Source organism: Bradyrhizobium sp. CCGUVB4N, assembly GCF_024199945.1.
Taxonomy (GTDB): Bacteria; Pseudomonadota; Alphaproteobacteria; order Rhizobiales; family Xanthobacteraceae; genus Bradyrhizobium.
The window spans coordinates 1,957,943-1,973,435 of the sequence record NZ_JANADP010000001.1 but is presented as its reverse complement, the minus strand read 5'-3'; the positions used below and the strand labels follow the sequence as shown (position 1 = coordinate 1,973,435).

General features: G+C 59.9%; 17 protein-coding genes and 1 pseudogene. 8 read left to right on the top strand and 10 right to left on the bottom strand.

What is annotated here, in order from left to right:
• Positions 1–164: 164 nt before the first annotated feature.
• Both NLM31_RS08860 and NLM31_RS08855 read left to right on the top strand, forming a co-directional pair.
• Positions 165–1,256 carry a histidinol-phosphate transaminase gene (locus NLM31_RS08860; RefSeq protein WP_254128828.1) on the top strand — a complete coding sequence of 364 codons (1,092 nt, stop codon included), beginning with the start codon at positions 165–167 and terminating at the stop codon, positions 1,254–1,256.
• A gap of 43 nt (positions 1,257–1,299) precedes the next feature.
• The gene (locus tag NLM31_RS08855) at positions 1,300–2,334 is read left to right on the top strand and encodes an LLM class flavin-dependent oxidoreductase (RefSeq protein WP_254128827.1); all 1,035 of its coding nucleotides are present in this window, start codon (positions 1,300–1,302) and stop codon (positions 2,332–2,334) included.
• 534 nt (positions 2,335–2,868) lie between these two features.
• On the opposite strand, the gene NLM31_RS08850 is transcribed toward NLM31_RS08855, so the two are convergent.
• Entirely contained in the window at positions 2,869–3,222 is a 354-nt protein-coding gene (locus NLM31_RS08850; protein WP_254192059.1) for a hypothetical protein, read from the bottom strand.
• Between the two features lie 205 nt (positions 3,223–3,427).
• Between NLM31_RS08850 and istA the strand changes: the two genes are divergently transcribed.
• On the top strand, positions 3,428–4,204 hold the full coding sequence (gene istA, locus NLM31_RS08845; RefSeq protein ID WP_254192058.1) for an IS21 family transposase: 777 nt from the start codon (positions 3,428–3,430) through the stop codon (positions 4,202–4,204).
• On the opposite strand, the gene NLM31_RS08840 is transcribed toward istA, so the two are convergent.
• The 3 genes from NLM31_RS08840 to NLM31_RS08830 all read right to left on the bottom strand — a co-directional run bounded on the left by NLM31_RS08840 (position 4,193) and on the right by NLM31_RS08830 (position 7,624).
• On the bottom strand, positions 4,193–6,265 hold the full coding sequence (locus NLM31_RS08840) for a recombinase family protein (protein ID WP_254191822.1): 2,073 nt from the start codon (positions 6,263–6,265) through the stop codon (positions 4,193–4,195). The two genes, istA and NLM31_RS08840, sit on opposite strands and share 12 nt — an antisense overlap.
• A 333-nt stretch (positions 6,266–6,598) precedes the next feature.
• On the bottom strand, positions 6,599–7,123 hold the full coding sequence (locus tag NLM31_RS08835; RefSeq protein ID WP_254128543.1) for a helix-turn-helix domain-containing protein: 525 nt from the start codon (positions 7,121–7,123) through the stop codon (positions 6,599–6,601).
• Between the two features lie 198 nt (positions 7,124–7,321).
• A complete protein-coding gene (locus tag NLM31_RS08830) occupies positions 7,322–7,624 on the bottom strand; it encodes a DUF5372 family protein (protein WP_309143725.1) in 303 nt (100 codons plus the stop codon).
• 101 nt (positions 7,625–7,725) lie between these two features.
• On the opposite strand from NLM31_RS08830, the gene NLM31_RS08825 reads away from it, so the two are divergent.
• Both NLM31_RS08825 and istB read left to right on the top strand, forming a co-directional pair.
• Positions 7,726–8,415 carry a transposase gene (locus NLM31_RS08825; RefSeq protein ID WP_254192057.1) on the top strand — a complete coding sequence of 230 codons (690 nt, stop codon included), beginning with the start codon at positions 7,726–7,728 and terminating at the stop codon, positions 8,413–8,415.
• Between the two features lie 14 nt (positions 8,416–8,429).
• The gene (gene istB / locus NLM31_RS08820) at positions 8,430–9,233 is read left to right on the top strand and encodes an IS21-like element helper ATPase IstB (protein ID WP_254192056.1); all 804 of its coding nucleotides are present in this window, start codon (positions 8,430–8,432) and stop codon (positions 9,231–9,233) included.
• Positions 9,234–9,392: 159 nt separating this feature from the next.
• On the opposite strand, the gene NLM31_RS43390 is transcribed toward istB, so the two are convergent.
• Positions 9,393–9,641, bottom strand: coding sequence for an ImmA/IrrE family metallo-endopeptidase (locus tag NLM31_RS43390; protein ID WP_375167543.1), 249 nt, complete (start codon positions 9,639–9,641; stop codon positions 9,393–9,395).
• 122 nt (positions 9,642–9,763) lie between these two features.
• Here NLM31_RS43390 and NLM31_RS08815 point away from each other — a divergent pair, with 122 nt between their 5' ends.
• Positions 9,764–9,952 carry a type II toxin-antitoxin system HicA family toxin gene (locus NLM31_RS08815; RefSeq protein WP_254192055.1) on the top strand — a complete coding sequence of 63 codons (189 nt, stop codon included), beginning with the start codon at positions 9,764–9,766 and terminating at the stop codon, positions 9,950–9,952.
• Positions 9,953–9,998: 46 nt separating this feature from the next.
• Positions 9,999–10,391: a type II toxin-antitoxin system HicB family antitoxin gene (locus NLM31_RS08810; protein ID WP_254128825.1), complete on the top strand. Its 393-nt coding sequence runs from the start codon at positions 9,999–10,001 to the stop codon at positions 10,389–10,391.
• Between the two features lies 1 nt (position 10,392).
• On the opposite strand, the pseudogene NLM31_RS08805 reads toward NLM31_RS08810, so the two are convergent.
• From NLM31_RS08805 to trpD, 5 genes and pseudogenes are all read right to left on the bottom strand, one after another.
• Positions 10,393–10,614: pseudogene (locus tag NLM31_RS08805) on the bottom strand (transposase); the annotation flags it as partial.
• A gap of 535 nt (positions 10,615–11,149) precedes the next feature.
• Entirely contained in the window at positions 11,150–11,650 is a 501-nt protein-coding gene (locus tag NLM31_RS08800) for a flavin reductase family protein (protein ID WP_254192054.1), read from the bottom strand.
• Positions 11,651–12,163: 513 nt separating this feature from the next.
• On the bottom strand, positions 12,164–12,454 hold the full coding sequence (locus NLM31_RS08795) for a hypothetical protein (RefSeq protein ID WP_254192053.1): 291 nt from the start codon (positions 12,452–12,454) through the stop codon (positions 12,164–12,166).
• Positions 12,451–13,278, bottom strand: a complete 828-nt coding sequence (gene trpC / locus NLM31_RS08790) for an indole-3-glycerol phosphate synthase TrpC (protein ID WP_254128823.1) — start codon at positions 13,276–13,278, stop codon at positions 12,451–12,453. The genes NLM31_RS08795 and trpC overlap by 4 nt, the downstream gene beginning before the upstream one ends.
• A gap of 5 nt (positions 13,279–13,283) precedes the next feature.
• Positions 13,284–14,300 carry an anthranilate phosphoribosyltransferase gene (gene trpD, locus NLM31_RS08785; protein ID WP_254192052.1) on the bottom strand — a complete coding sequence of 339 codons (1,017 nt, stop codon included), beginning with the start codon at positions 14,298–14,300 and terminating at the stop codon, positions 13,284–13,286.
• A gap of 143 nt (positions 14,301–14,443) precedes the next feature.
• Between trpD and NLM31_RS08780 the strand changes: the two genes are divergently transcribed.
• Positions 14,444–14,755: a hypothetical protein gene (locus NLM31_RS08780; RefSeq protein ID WP_254128821.1), complete on the top strand. Its 312-nt coding sequence runs from the start codon at positions 14,444–14,446 to the stop codon at positions 14,753–14,755.
• Positions 14,756–15,493: the final 738 nt, after the last annotated feature.

Genomic DNA, 15,493 nt, shown 5'->3' with positions numbered 1-15,493 from the left:
CAACTGTTAGGATAGATATCTAAAAACTGGTGAAGCTCCGCGCCGTCCGACTGTGAAGAGACAGGTCGGCCTGCTGGTGCGGAAGCTCATGCTCCAAGACGAGTGTTCAGCCAGATCGGACCATCGCCATGCTCAGAACCCATGCTTTTCGACGGAGTGACCACATGTCAGACGCAAGGCTGCTAAGCGCACTCTCGTCCCTCTCGCACGTGGCAAAACAGTTAGATGTTACGCCACCTGCTCCGCCCGCGCTTGATGCTAATTGCGTCAAACTCAACATGAACGAGAACCCATTCCCGTTGCCGCCGATCATCAGGCAAAGCGCGATTGCCGCCCTTGAGCAGCATTATCTGTATCCGGAAGACGATAACGCCGGCTTGCGCGAGGCGGCCGCCTGTGCCTACGGACTGTCCGCCGATCAGGTGATTGCTGGGAACGGATCGTCTGAACTTCTCGGTCTCATCTACAAAGCGTTCCTCGCTCCGGGCGACACCGTCGCGATGATATCGCCCGGATTTTCGTTCAACCGCAAGCTCGCCATGTTGCACGAAGCTCAATTTCTGGAGATCGGGTGGGGTAAGACCCATTCCTTACCCACGCACCAATTGCTTTTCGGTCCCGCCAGGGATGCCAAGTTCATCGTGCTGGCCAATCCGAACAATCCGACGGGAACGTTTGTTTCGATCGCCGATATCGAAAGGCTCGTAGCACAATCTGATCGACTGATCGTGCTCGACGAAGCGTATGTCGACTTTGCGCCCGATAACGGACTACGGCTCGTCAACCGCTATTCAAATCTTCTGGTACTGAGAACTTTTTCGAAAAGTTATGCCACCGCGGGCCTTCGCATCGGCTTCGGCTTCGGTCACCCCGAGCTCATCGGCAGGCTGCGTACCATGCAGAACCTCTTCAACATGAATGTGATTGGTCATGCGGTCGGCGCGAGCATCATTGCGCATCGAGCCGCCTTCGAGGAGGACCACCAACGTATCATGCTTGCAAGGGAACGAACGACAATTGAGCTGTCCAAACTTGGGTTTGCGGTATTGCCTTCCCACGCAAATTTTTTGCTGGCTCGGGTGCCCGGCGAACACGATGGCGCTTGGTGGCAAGCCGCATTGCAGGGCCGCAACGTGCTTGTTGCATTCTTTCCTGAAAGCGGTCTCGAAACTTTCATACGCATTACAATCGGCACAGACGCGCAAATGGATACGTTTCTTTCAGCGGTCGGTAACATTTCCAGATCTTCGCGCTAAGCCAAGCCGATAACTCTCCTGCTGCAATTCTCGAGGTGATCTAGTGAAAAATCTCCCTTCATCAACACTGACGTTCGGCATCTTCGATCACCTGGACGCGAACGGCCGTGATGTCGCCAAACAATATGACGATCGGCTCCTGCTCGCTGAAGCATGCGATCGTCTGGGGTTCTATGCCTATCATCTAGCAGAGCACCATTGTACTCCACATGGCAGAAGTCCTTCGCCGAATCTGTTCTTGTCCAGCGTCGCTCAACGCACAACCAATCTTCGCATCGGCCCGATGGTTATGCTGCTTAGCCTTCATCATCCGCTGCGGGTCTTTGAAGAGGCCTGTATGTTGGATCACTTGAGCGGCGGTAGGCTTGAACTTGGCATCGGACGCGGCTCCCTCCCCGTTGAGTTGGGATATTTCGGGGTCCGTGCAGACGCTGCACCGGGACGTTATACGGAAGCTAGCGAAATCCTTGTTAAAGCCATGCGCGGCGGCACGCTCTCCTACGAGGGTACCCATTACCAATTGGACGAGGTTCCATTGACGCTGACGCCTCGTCAGTGGCCGCATCCCCCGACATGGATCGCTGTAAATCACCCCGATTCGGCAAGCTGGGCCGCGGAAATCGGTGCAAACATCGCGAGTCTTGGGCCCTCATCGTCCGTCCGAAGGGTCACGGACGCATACCGCTCGCATCGAGAGCAACGCTCAGACGCGAATGGTCAGTCGCCGTTTCTTGGCTTGCTGCGTATGGTCGTGGCTGGAAGTTCTGAAGCAGATGCTTATTCACTCGCTGCACCTGCTTATGGTCGCTGGCTCGACAGCTTCAAGTTCCTTTATGAACGCAACAACATCCCCACTCCACAAAATCTGCCCTTGACGTTCGATGCAGCAATCGAGAGTGAGCTGTGCGTCGCCGGGACGGCCGCTTCAATACGACAAACACTCCTCAATCATCTGGAAGAGGCAGGCGCCAACTATCTTCTTTGTCAGCTCGCATTTGGGGACCTCTCGCTAGAGGCTTCATTGAACACCGCAACCATCATTCGGTCTGAAGTCGCTGCGGGAGTTGGCCGAACATAAGGCTTGCCGTCAGGCGCTGGGTTCGATAGTTGCAGGCGCCGTCTTTTGAGCCTTACAAATGCCGAGCAATGGTGGTGATCTCGTTCATCGCGCAGCTGCGCTTTGGGCCATGCCCTACCCTCCTAACACTCCTGTCACTCGCCTTTTGGCGGGCTCATTTCTTGCGCTGCTGACGCGTCAATTCTACCGCCGCTGCCCACAACACTTGAGGAACAACGACAAAACGCACTCCTATAAAATCGTGTGCTGCGCCTCCTTGAGCTGCACGGTCCCTGGCGGACACCTTCATGGAATGACATATTGGCGTTCTGAACCTTCGTCCGAGGAACTTGAGTCGGCCAATGCACGTGGACCGTCGGAAATGCTAGGTACCGCCTCTCGGGCGGCTTCCATCTAGTGAAGCACACCGCGCGATGCGAAGTATGTTTGCCGCGTCGCGGATTGCTCACGCGACTTGACTTCTGCGCGGCTTTCCGAGTCTGCTGCCCCTCTCGTTCCTCGCGGCTCGGCCGATGGGGCTTATCGGATGCGAGATTAGGAACGCTTTGTGGCGTGCGGAAACTCTATTACCTCGCCGCTTTCGACGTCGACTGCTTTCAGCGTCTGCCGTTTCGCCGTCGCAAGGCTATGAACCTCGGCCGCGGGTCGAAAGAAGCCCGGCTCTAAGCCCGCGATCTGCTCGATCTCTTTCTCAGGCAAATTCAACGCAGCTTTGATGGCTACCTTGCTTGTCCCGAGCTCAATGACAACCCGTAATCCACGGCGGATCATTTTCGGCCGTTCTATCGGCATCTCAGACGGGCTGTCGAATGGCACTTGCAATGGGCCGCGCCAGCCTCGCCGCGTCGAATTTCGATAGAGAACGCTCTTTTCCTGCTCGTCGATCATGCCCAGTGCGCGCTACGATTGATTGCGACCATCCGCTACGATGGATTGCGACCACCCGCTACGATTGATCGCGACCACCCATTCCGGGCGATCGCGACCAGCCTGTGGACGGGTGTGATGGAGGCCGTTGGGTAATCCGCGAATCGGCATGGCTTCGCTCCTTTTCCACAAGGAGCGGGGGACAATGCCTGGACCGAGATTACCGATGCGCAAGATCCGTGACGTGCTGCGGCTGTCCGCAGCCGGTTTGTCCAAACGCAAGATCGCCGCCAGCCTCGGGGTGAGCGCGACGGCCGCCGGGGAGTGCATCCGGCGGGCGCGGCGTGCCGGCCTCGCCTGGCCGCTGCCGGACGGCCTGAGGGACGAAGCTCTGGAGCGCCAGCTCTTCCCGCCGCCTGCGGTCGCGGCCAAGGATCGGCGGCCGCAGCCGGACTGGGCGGCTATTCACCGCGAACTGCGCCGGCCGGGGGTGACGCTGCAGCTGTTGTGGGAGGAGCATCGCGCCGTCCACCCCGATGGTTATGGCATTAGCCGCTACTGTGAACTCTATCGCGCCTGGGAGGCGCGGCTGTCGCCGACCATGCGGCAGAGCCACGTCGCTGGCGAGCGCATGTTTGTCGATTACGCCGGCACGACGCTTGCGGTAATCGACGCGTCGACCGGCGAAGCGATGACGGCGCAGCTGTTCGTCGCCGTGCTCGGTGCATCGAGCCTCACATACGCCGAGGCCAGCTGGACGCAGGGGCTGTCCGACTGGATCGGTTCGCACACGCGCACTTTTGCATTCATGGGCGGGGTTCCGGCGACGGTGGTGTGCGACAATCTGCGGTCGGGCATCACCAAAGCGTGCTTCTATGAACCGGCGGTCAATCGCACCTACGCTGAGATGGCGGCTCACTACAGCACCACAATTCTGCCGGCGCGGCCGTATCGGCCTCGGGACAAGGGCTCAGACTCATATTGCACCTCGTCAGTTACGTGAGGATGAAGTTACAGGATCGATCTGGTAATCGCGCTTGTGAGCGAACTTCGTCGGCAGGTCCTCTGGCGGAATCTCATAGAGGAAGTCGCCGCGATCGTTGACCGGATGTGCGCGTAGCAGGCCACGTCGGCGCCACATGTGGACGGTTGAGACCACAACGTTGTAGCGAGCCGCGACGTCCTGCGGAGTCAGCAGTCCCTGCGCGAGCAGGCGTGTATGCCGATCGATGAGGTGGTAGCTATGGCGAAGCCGCCCGATCCGCGCAGCTGTCCAAGGAGTGGTCACGACGGTCCGCACGCCTCGCTCGTTGAGCAGATCGGCGATCTCTTTGTCCGTGTAGGTATCGATGAGGTGGTCGATCTCCTCGATCACGGCGGCATCTGTCGTACGCAACTCGACACACGACTTCGGCAGCGGCAGATCCAGTGAGCGCGTCGCGCCGCCGACGAAGCGGATATCCACGTGGATCGTATCACCCTTGCTGAGCGCCACGTCCTCGATCAGCAGGCGAAGCATGCGCTTCTTGTCTTTCATCTGCGTACACGGATTGCGCCAGAGGCGGGGGAAGTCGGTGGCGAGAGCCATCAGCGCGGTACGCTCGGCATCGGTCACGACGCTTACATCGGCGGCCGAGGCTTTGTTGTATGCTTCCTGTGCAGCGGCGAGCGCACGAAGCTTCGTATTCCAGTCGGCTTCCAGGGCATCGGCCACCAGCCGGTTGTCGGGATCGACCTTGAGGAAGCGGCGCTGCGCGAGTTCTGCATCATACTTCGCTCGCTCCACGTGCTGACGGCGCAACCGATCTGCTTCCTCCTGACGGCTGGCGAGCTCCTGTTGCACGCTGAGAGCGACGTCGACCGCCAGCGGCGTCATTGCCTCGATCAGGATGTCGCTGATCGCAGCATCGAGTGCGCTGCCATGCACCGTCTGACACAGACCGATCTCGCCGCGGTGCATCGGGCGCCGGCCACACCAGTAGGTCGGCACTTGTTGGTTGTGGTGAGAGTGATAACGCACCGACATACGCTCGCCGCAGCTCCCGCAGATCACAAGACCTTGCAGCAAGGCCGTCCCCTCGCGCGCCGGGCCCCGATGCTGCTCGGTGCTCCAGGCCAGCGCATTACCCTTCACACGGTCCAGGTTCGATCGGTACTCCTCCCAGCTGATATAGCCCGGATGGATGTCGCGCAGCAGGATCCACTCCTCGCTTGGAACTTGCCGCGAAGAGTACTTTCCGCTCGGCAGACGACGGTGTTTGGTACGACCGAACACGAAGGCGCCGGCATAGCGCGGATTATGGATGATCTGCCGAGCGCGACAGTGCAGGAGCTCAGCCCACACGAGTTCGCCCTTGTGTGCGCCACTTCTCAAACGGCGCGGGAACAGCAGCTCCTTCGCGTGGAACTCCTTTACCACCGCCAAACAGGAGCCTGCGCGCCTGAAGGTGTCGAAGAACAGCCGCACGGCTGCCTGCACCTGGAGGTCCGGATCAAGGATAACACGCTCCTGTGTATCATGCACAAAGCCGACCGGGACCATCTGCTTCAGCTCGCCGCGGCGGGCGCGGCTGAGGATGCCGCCGCGAAGTCGCGCCTTGAGCACATGAAGTTCGGCTTCACTCATGGTTCCTTTTAAACCCAGGAGTAGACGGTCATTGAAGTGCGCCGGATCATACAGCCCGTCTTCATCCAGGATCAGTGTGTCAGCGAGTGCACACAGCTCGAGCAATCGATGCCAGTCGGTGTTGTTGCGCGCAAGGCGCGATACTTCAAGTCCGAGTACGATCCCGACACGGCCCAGGCCAACCTCGCTGACCAGACGCTGGAAGCCCTCGCGGTCGGCCGCGCTGGCGCCGGATTGCCCGAGATCGCTGTCGATGACCACGATCCGATCAAGCGGCCAACCGAGTGCGACGGCACGATCGCGCAGCGCATACTGGCGCTGCGTACTCTCGGTGTTCTCGAAGACCTGGCGCAGCGTCGACTGTCGCACGTACAGGAATGCCATGCGCGACAGATGCGTGGCCGTGATCTTCTGATTGGCCTCACTGTTCATTGGCATGATCGATATCCCTCCTTCGGTTCGGGTGTTCGACACAACGCGTCGAGAGAACCAGATTGGCCAGAAGCGCAGTCAGATCGCGATGCGGCACGCTGCCGAGCCACTGCGGCGCAGACCACGCGCTGGGAGGTTCAGCCGCCGGCATCTCCGCGGCGTTTGCGGTGCGCAGCACGCCTGACGCACGGATAACGCCCTCAAGTGCCCTGAGCCACCTGGGCATCCCTTCGCACAGCAGCAAGGCAAGACCGACGCCGCCGGGCTGACCTCTTGGACTCACCCCGCCGAGATCGGCTCGCGCGCCGATGACCTGTGAACGAAGCAGCTCGTAATGGGCTACGTACGGCGCGGGTTCGAGCGCTGCCGCTTCGGCGATCGGGAGCGTTTTTTTTCCTGCGGTTTCAGATACGGGAGCAGACGTCGCAGGATGCTGCGTGGATGGGCATAAATGCCGCAACGTTCGGCCAAGAGCTCGGCCAACTCTGCACCGCTTGGCATGCGTTCGGCCTCGCGCACCGCCTGCGCCAGCACGGCAAGGGCCTCCTCGGTAAGCTTGTGCGCACGCTTCGGCCCGCGTTTGCGTGGTAACAGGCCCGGCAGACCTTCGCGATTGAACAGCTCCCAGGTCACGTAGTAGACCGGCCGGGACAGTCCAAAGGCCTCTGCTGCATCCACCACGGCGCGCCCCTCCTTCTCGACGCTGCGTAGCATCTCGTACTTGACCTGGACCAGATCGTTCGGATCGAAGAATGCACTGCCGCGAAAGAGCGGATCGGTCACGGCCTGAGGGCGCGGGTGGGTGGCGCCCTGCGCCAGCAAGGCCTGTCGGCGCCGCGCCCGCTGACGTGAATCTGATGCCATCCGGCCTCCTTGAAGCACGAATCGCGTATGTGTCTTGATAAATAGATACAACATATGGACGGATATCAAGAAGATGGGATCGCAAAATCCACAATTGTCCTATCTTATCGCCGATTATTTGCTGGTCACCGTGTGTCGTCTCGCGCGCCACCGCCGATGCATGCACATATTTCCTAAGACACATTGTACATAATTTGCCTAACATGACGGTGGCTCCTCCTGCTGCCTCCGGCCCTCATCGATGAGCTTGCGCAGCTCACGCAGTCGATCGGCTCGGAAGAAGGCGCGACCAGCACCAACCGTGACTACGAGTTCGGGCTCGATAACGTCAGTCCATTCGACCGGAAGCGTGCGCAGCCTCCCTTCGGGGCCTGCGTATGACACGCGGTCTCCGCCCCAGTTGTTGCGCACGGCGAGCAGCTCGAACGTCTGTCCTCGCAGCGGATGGAACGGATGGGTGACCGTAAAAACTTGCGCGCCATGCTCGTCACCGTATGCAATGCGCGCTCGACTCCAAAGCTAAGGCCGAAGTTGGAGTCCAAGTCGCGACTCGCGTCATCATCGCCAAGCTACGCAACCGGCAATTCTTCTCCCTCACGGCATTGAACGCGGCCATCGCCGAGCTGGTCACGCAGATCAATGACCGCATGTCGCGGCACCTCGGTGCGAGCCGCCGCGCGCTCTTCGAGGGGCTGGAGCTCTCGGCCCTCAAGCCATTGCCGGCCGAGCCCTACGTTTTTGCCGAATGGAAGGAATGCAGAGTCGGGCTCGACTACCACGTCGAGATCGAGAAGCATTACTATTCGGTGCCGCACCAGTTGCTGCGCGAGACGGTTTGGGCGCGTATCACCGCGCGCACGATCGAAGTCTTCCACCGTGGCCAGCGCGTTGCGGCCCATGTGCGCTCGTCCTCCAATCGCAAGCACACGACGGTACGCGAGCACATGCCGTCGAGCCATCGTCGCTATGCCGATTGGACGCCGGAGCGGCTGCGACGGCAGGCCGGTGAGATCGGGCGCCACACCGCGGCGCTCGTCGAGACCATCCTGCAGGAGCGCACGCATCCCGAGCAAGGCTTCCGCGCCTGCGTCGGCATCCTGCGGCTCACCAAGAGCTATGGCCGCGAACGGCTCGAAGCCGCTTGCAGTCGTGCGCTCGAGATCGGTGCGCGTTCCTATAGCTCAGTCAACTCGATCCTGAAGAACAACCTCGATCGCCAGCAGCCTGCAACGTCCGCGGACGGGCCGGCGATAGCGCACGACAATATCCGCGGCCCAACCTACTTCCATTGAGGAGATGACGACTGATGCTCACACACCCCACCCTCGACCAACTCAGAGCGCTCAAGCTCGACGGCATGGCGCAGGCTTTCGTCGAGCTCGAAGCGCAAGAGGAGACCCGCGATCTCGCGCATGCCGAATGGTTGGCGCTACTGCTCGACCGCGAGGCCGCCAATCGCAACACCCGGCGCTTCCAGACCCGACTGCGTGCCGCTCGGCTGCGTCACAGCCAAGCCGCAATCGAGGACGTCGACTACCGCACGACGCGACGGCTCGACAAGGCGCTGTTCCAGCAATTGGCAACGTGCCGCTGGATCGCCGAGCACCGCGGATTGCTGATCAGCGGCCCGTGCGGCGTGGGCAAGTCGTGGCTATCCTGCGCGCTCGCGCAGAAGGCCTGCCGCGATGGCTACACAGTCCACTACGCCCGCGTGCCACGGCTGTTTGCCGATCTTGATCTCGCCCACGGCGACGGCCGCTTCGCGCGGCTATTCCGGATGCTGGTCAAGGTCGATCTGCTCGTACTTGACGATTGGGGACCCGACCGCCTCTCAGCCAGCCAGCGGCGCGATCTCATGGAGATCGTCGAGGACCGTCATGGCCGCGGCTCCATCCTCATCACCAGCCAACTCCCCGTGGCAACTTGGCATGAGGTTATTGGCGAGCCCACTCTCGGCGATGCGATATTGGATCGCATTGTCCACAACGCCTACCGGCTCGAACTCGACGGCCCGTCGATGCGCAAGATCAAAGCCGCCGAAGCAATCGAGCCGCCGGCGCAACCCGCGACTGCAGCCGATGGCAAAGCGTGGAAGGGAGCCAAGAAATGACACGCAGATCTCATCCCGGCCGCCCCCGTGGGTCAACAGGGACCTCCCGCGCGCGCCGCTGCGTCAGCCGTGGGGGCACTCCGCAGCGCGCGCGGGTCCCTCCTGTTGACTACGGGGACGGCCTCCACCCCGCTTGACGCCAAGCCAGAATACTGAGAATCACCAAGTGTTGCCCAACGGCGCCTTCATACTGGGTAGCGGGTGGTCGCGATGCGTCGTAGCGGGTGGTCGCGATCGTCGTAATGCGCAGCCCAGGTCGAACGCTCGATAGATCATAGTGGCGATTGACATCCCCCATCGCTTCTTGAGCGCGCAGAAATAGTCCAGCGTCGGAGGCGTCACCTCAAAACGAAATGCTTCTCGTGGAAGCAGAAAGGGGCCGGCAAAACGATGAGCCTGCTGCTCAATCTGCTTGTTCGCTTGTTCAACAACGGATCCCCTCCCCCGCGGCGCTCGAGGAACGGAACCTTTCGAATTAGTGTGTATTTATGTGTTGACTCCTGTTAGCTTCGGTGTGTATAAATACACAGATGAAATCGGCAAACATTATCAAAGCTCTGAAGGCCGACGGATGGGAACAGGTTGCCCAAAAAGGTAGCCACATTCAATTCAAACACCCGACTAAGAATGGCCGGGTCACAGTCCCTCACCCCAAGCGGGACATCCCGGTTGGAACGCTAAAGAGCATCGAGAAACAAGCCGACCTGAAGTTGAAATGACACCGCATCGAGAGGGCGACCGGCCCACCCAAGGAGGGGAACTCACATGCGACACTATATTGCACTGATCCATAAGGACGCGGACAGCGACTATGGTGTTTCGTTTCCCGATCTTCCCGGCCTGATCACCGCTGGCACGGATCTGGACGATGCACGCGCTATGGCTGCGGAAGCCTTGGCCCTACATCTGGAAGGTATGGCAGCAGACGGCCAAGCCGTACCTGAGCCCTCCTCTCTCGAGGATATCATGGCGAACGCTGAGAACAGAGATGGCGTTGCCGTTCTCATTCCAGCGCCTGCGGAAGAGGTGAAGAGTGTGCGCGTCAACGTCACTCTTCCCGCCGACGTTCTGAGTGAGATCGACAACTATGCCGAACAGCATGGCTTCACTCGATCTGGTTTTCTTGCGCAAGCCGCCAAGAAAGCGATGGCGGCCTAACTAAGGCCTTGATGCTCCATCGACTGAAGCGCCGGAACACGCTGTTCCAATCCCCAAACGCCTCCGGAAGATTACGCCAGGGAGAGCCCGTACGAACGATCCAAAGCCCCCCTTCCACGAACATCCGATTGTCGCGTCCGGTCGAACCTTTCTGGTCAGGCCGGCCTATGATGAGCGGCGCCATGCGCTCCCAGGCCGCGTCGCTCAACACCAAACGATCCATCACACCCAAGGCCGCCTCCCAAAAAGAAGCCTCGAATCTGATTTGGCCTCAAAAGGGAATCCTTAGAGTCCACACGACTATCCACTGCTTTGCCACTGTCGTTGCGGAAGCACGCAAAACTTGACTCACTCGCGACCCGTGACACGTCTGAAAATCCAGGCGAGATGAGGGGTATCAAGCCAATGCGTGCGCGGATCGCGTTTGCTTTGGGATCGATCCAGGCGCGTTCGCGGGGACCAGAGATCATCTGGCTGTAAGCCACGTCCCAACCCCGATCGTCCTACGACCAGGTGTTAGGCACCAGATCGATAGGAACCAATGCGTTGTCCTGGTCAACGGCCGTGATTCCGACCAACCTCGAGGGGATGCCGAGCGTACCTCGCAGAACGAGTTTGAACCCGCAAAAGTCGAGCGGCCCCATCAGCCGGACGTCACTCTCGGGCGAGTATTCTACGATCATAGCGCGGCTCCATCGCCTTTTTTCCAACCACGAGTCTAGCTGCCAGCGTTGATATGCCGCTTGAGAAAGCTGCATTCAATCGTGCGGTAGTGTTCGAAGTTCGCCGCGACAGTTGATAAGTGGATTGCCCTCGCCTGGGCGCACCGCAACGGTTCGGCCGATAAATATTCCGTGCGTGCCAATGACTTGATAGTGGTGCAAAACGCATTCGAGAGCGCAGATTGCGCCTTGCAATAGAGGCACGTCGAGAATTCCCTGATCCCAAGGAGCGGTATCGAACCGTTGGAGACCCTTGGAGCCATCTCGACCGGCGAACCGCAGAGCGATGTCCCGATGATCAATAGCAAGAAGGCTCACGCCAAAACTGCCGTTCGCAAGTATAGCATCGTGAGTCCCGGAACTGTTATCGATGCCGATCAGCAAACAGGGGGGCTCTATGCAAATCGAAGTGATAGAACTGACCGTTAAACCACGCCGTTGCAGCGCCGTTCCTGTCGCCACGATCGCAACACCGCTGGCCAGATTTCGCATGGCTTGGCGAAACTCGATCGCCTCGATGGATTGAATATCGCTCATCAGGCAAGACAACCGATGATCAGCGCCCCGCCTGCGGGACCACGTTCAAGTTCGAGCGTTCGCGCTATGCGGACATTGCCGCGCTCTCGGCTCTCGGTTCCCCAGGCCGGCGCTTTATCGCTCGGATAAGCTATCTTGGTCGCAGATCGGTTGGGCGAGACTTGCGGCCTCGACTGACGTCGCCAAGCTATATCGATACCCTGACATGCAATAGCTTCGGAACGTTGGTCGTGGTTGGCATGCGATCGACCATTTCGGTGATTCCCCCGACGCGTATTTTCCTGCACGCCGTTTTCATCTTCAGGTGGTCCGAGCTGGCCCTCCGCTCGATCGATATGCGCCCTCTCAACTCCGTTGAGCACATCGAGCAGGCTTCTGCGTCGGAGAGAAGATCGGTAACAAGCGCCTCGGTCGAGCTTGTGACTAGCCGGTTCATGGTGATGAACACGCCTGGAGGTTCTGTCGGCAAGCCTAATGCGGGCCTGATCGTGGTTGACACTAGCCCATCCGTCTTCAAGGCTTAGGCGCCGACGCGCCGCTGGAATAGTCGCAAAGCTGCGCAAACGAGACTTTTTGGCGCTCCGCTGCAATTTGCAAATGATCCGTGACATGCGGATGCGCGATCATCACTCGCCGATCCGACCATGGTCCTAAGGCCGATTTCGCAATTGTCGATACACGACCTTTCGCTGTGGCGGGTTGCATACCGACGCGTGTTCCCGATCTACCGATCATGCGAAGGCTGGCGCTGTCAGCGTGGATATGAGTATGGCGCATCAGCTGATTGGAGACTTTGCGTGTCATTGGTTCGCCCGAGTCGCTGCCGCCTGATTTGGTGAAAGCAGAGCGCGAGTTGCTGCTGTCAAGTCAGACTGACGCATGAGATTTTCGCCCACTAGGAAGGTCGAGATGCCGGATCGCGAGAGCCGCGCCAGATCGGTGAACGCGCAGATGCCGCTTTCACTGACGATCAGACGATCCTTCGGGACGAGCGGCGCCAGGATTTCGCTTGTCTTAAGGTTTGTCACGAACGTGCGCAGGTTGCGGTTATTGATGCCGATCATCTGCGAGCGAAGCTTGAGGGCGCGATCGAGCTCTGCGCGGTCGTGGACCTCGATCAAGACGTCCATACCGTACGTTAAGGCCGCAGCCTCGAGGTCGTGGGCAGCCCCGTCGTCCAGCGCGGCCATAATCAGCAGAATGCAGTCGGCGCCATGGGCGCGAGCCTCGATCACCTGATACGTGTCGAAAATAAAGTCCTTGCGCAAGACCGGCAGGTTTGTGGCCGCACGCGCCGTCTCCATATAATCGAGGTCACCCATGAAAGATGCTTTGTCCGTCAAGACCGAGAGGCAGGCGGCGCCTCCTGCTTCATACGATCTGGCAAGAGACGGCGGATAAAAGTCAGAGCGAATGAGCCCCCTCGATGGCGACGCTCTCTTGATCTCGGCGATGAGGGCATAGCTACCTGACGCGCGCTTCCTGTTAATTGCGCTGAGAAAGCCGCGCGGAGAAGGCGCACGCCGTGCGCGCGCGTCGAGCTCAGCACGCGGACTCGCGCGTCTGGCAGCTGCGATCTCTTCGCGTTTGTATATCTCGATCTTCGTCAGAATGTCGGAATCGATCATGTCGCTTACTTGGCGTTGGAAATTGCAACCAGATGCTTCAAGCGCGCGGCGGCGGCGCCACTGTCAAGTGATGCCTGCGCGATGGCCACGCCCTCCTTCAACGTTGTGGCCCGACCGGCTACTATAATGGCCGCCGCTGCGTTCAGGAGAGCAACATCCCGATATGGGCCTCGCATGCCCTCCAGCACGCTCTGCAGTGCAATCGCGTTCGCATCGGGATCTCCGCCCTTCAGTTCCTCCTTTCGGCAGAGAGGCAGCCCGGCTTCTTCCGGCGTCATCTCGAAGCTGCGAATCTCGCCCTCCTCCAGCACGGCGACAGAGGTGGGGCCGGTGAGCGTGATCTCGTCAAGTCCATCGCAGCCGTGCACCACCCACACCGATTCCGCGCCGAGGTTCTTAGAGACTTCCGCCAGAGGCTTCACCCATCGGCGCGAAAACACACCAATCATCTGCCGCTTGACGCGCGCAGGATTGCAGAGCGGTCCGAGGAGGTTAAAGATTGTGCGGGTCGCGAGCTCGACCCGGGTCGCGTTCACGTTTTTCATTGCCGGATGATGGGTCGGCGCAAACATGAACCCGATCCCGGCATCCCGGACACAGCGGGCGACATCATCGGGCTCCAAATCGATCTTCACTCCAAGCGATGCCAGTACATCGGCGGAGCCCGAGCGTGATGACAGCGCGCGGTTTCCGTGCTTGGCGACAGGAATGCCGGCGCCCGCGACAATGAAAGAGGCGCATGTCGAGACGTTGACCGAGCCGGAACCATCACCGCCTGTGCCCGCGATGTCGACGGAATCGGGCGGTACATTGACCGGTCGCATTCTGCCGCGCATCGCGGAAACCGCGCCGGCTATTTCTTCCGCTGTCTCGCCGCGCACCCTCAGCGCCAGCAACAACCCACCCATCTGTGCGGGCGTCGCCTTGCCCGACAGCATACTGTCGAACGCCAGGGCCATTTCCTGGTGGCCCAAGGGGGCGCCGCTAGCGACTTTGCTCATGATTGCCTTTAGATCCATCACGTACTCTCGAGCCAGGCCGAATTGTTGGTTGCGCTTTCGGCGCCAGCACGAGCGGCCCTGTCGATCGACGCGGTGATTTCCCAATGCGGCCGGCCGCCCTGTTGAGAGACACCGCCGGCCGTTCTTTGGTCAAGGCGCATTGAATGCCTTCCTTTTCGCCTTTGGTCAGTTCGGGACTTCGGCTGAGGCAGGACGAGTTCAGCGATCGAGACGATCAGAGTTTCGGTGCCGTTACGGCTTTCTGCCTGTCCGATGCCGTTTGTGACTGCCGCCACGCCGCCGCAAATGTCGTTGGTGCCCTCCAATGCAAGGCGCGACGTCTGCAAGATGCTTCAGATCTCTTTTCAACAAAACCCGCCACCTTCACCTTGACATTCGCGCACACTGACAAGCGCAGCCTGCTTCCATTGGAAGACCTCGGCTTTGCTGCGATCTTCTGGAACTCTACAACCTGACGCTGCGACAGCTTCAAGCCAATTCAGCGAACGAGCAGGAGGCGACACGCTTGCAAGCGTAGACTCGCGCCAAGACCGGGAAGGGATCAGCCTCGCTAACATTCGCCACACTGCTCGCTCTCGAGGTCCCTTCTTCAAAACTCGACGCTTCTGATACGATGTGATTCGTTGCGGCGTCGACTGGAATGCCCGGATGTCGCTTGAACTTTCCGCAGTTGTGCCGCCAGTCGGTGTCTGCGCCTGCGACCACGGCGCCCCCGCACACGGCGCCTTACTCAATTAACACTGTCGCGAGAGCGTTGAGCCGCAACACGCGTGACCAAACACGGCGAAGCCGCATGCCCAAACACCGGGGATGGTTCGGCGCAGTTGGCTCAGCAGCGCGCGACGCAACCGCCGAGGGAAGAGGATGCCAATTCTCAAGACGAATTGTGGTTGCGGAACCGCCCTAATCTTAAATCGTTCAGCGCACAATTTCGACGCTCAGGTGAGAAGACGCATGATCGTGAAACGGAAATCAGGTAAAGCGCCCGATTTTTAAATCTGACGACACCTCCGCTCTCACGACGTCCTTGCTCAACAACCGTGACCACTTCGCCGAACTGTCCAGATCTCGTTACGTGCCGGGTTTATCGCCACGGCCTCTAGAAGACGCCCCCGCCGGCGTACTCGGCGGGGGCTCCGCAGGTGGATGACGCGAGGCTCGCGAACGAGGTGTCGCATCAAGGACCCGCACTC

What these genes read in the sequence shown, in the direction of transcription:
- NLM31_RS08850 (WP_254192059.1), bottom strand. Translation starts at nt 3,222, where the DNA reads ATGATCGACGAGCAGGAAAAGAGCGTTCTCTATCGAAATTCGACGCGG.
- NLM31_RS08835 (WP_254128543.1), bottom strand. Translation starts at nt 7,123, where the DNA reads ATGGCATCAGATTCACGTCAGCGGGCGCGGCGCCGACAGGCCTTGCTG.
- NLM31_RS08780 (WP_254128821.1), top strand. Translation starts at nt 14,444, where the DNA reads ATGCCTTCCTTTTCGCCTTTGGTCAGTTCGGGACTTCGGCTGAGGCAG.
- NLM31_RS08840 (WP_254191822.1), bottom strand. Translation starts at nt 6,265, where the DNA reads ATGCCAATGAACAGTGAGGCCAATCAGAAGATCACGGCCACGCATCTG.
- NLM31_RS08810 (WP_254128825.1), top strand. Translation starts at nt 9,999, where the DNA reads ATGCGACACTATATTGCACTGATCCATAAGGACGCGGACAGCGACTAT.
- NLM31_RS08800 (WP_254192054.1), bottom strand. Translation starts at nt 11,650, where the DNA reads ATGAGCGATATTCAATCCATCGAGGCGATCGAGTTTCGCCAAGCCATG.
- istA (WP_254192058.1), top strand. Translation starts at nt 3,428, where the DNA reads ATGCGCAAGATCCGTGACGTGCTGCGGCTGTCCGCAGCCGGTTTGTCC.
- NLM31_RS08860 (WP_254128828.1), top strand. Translation starts at nt 165, where the DNA reads ATGTCAGACGCAAGGCTGCTAAGCGCACTCTCGTCCCTCTCGCACGTG.
- trpC (WP_254128823.1), bottom strand. Translation starts at nt 13,278, where the DNA reads ATGATCGATTCCGACATTCTGACGAAGATCGAGATATACAAACGCGAA.
- istB (WP_254192056.1), top strand. Translation starts at nt 8,430, where the DNA reads ATGCTCACACACCCCACCCTCGACCAACTCAGAGCGCTCAAGCTCGAC.
- NLM31_RS08795 (WP_254192053.1), bottom strand. Translation starts at nt 12,454, where the DNA reads ATGACACGCAAAGTCTCCAATCAGCTGATGCGCCATACTCATATCCAC.
- NLM31_RS08815 (WP_254192055.1), top strand. Translation starts at nt 9,764, where the DNA reads ATGAAATCGGCAAACATTATCAAAGCTCTGAAGGCCGACGGATGGGAA.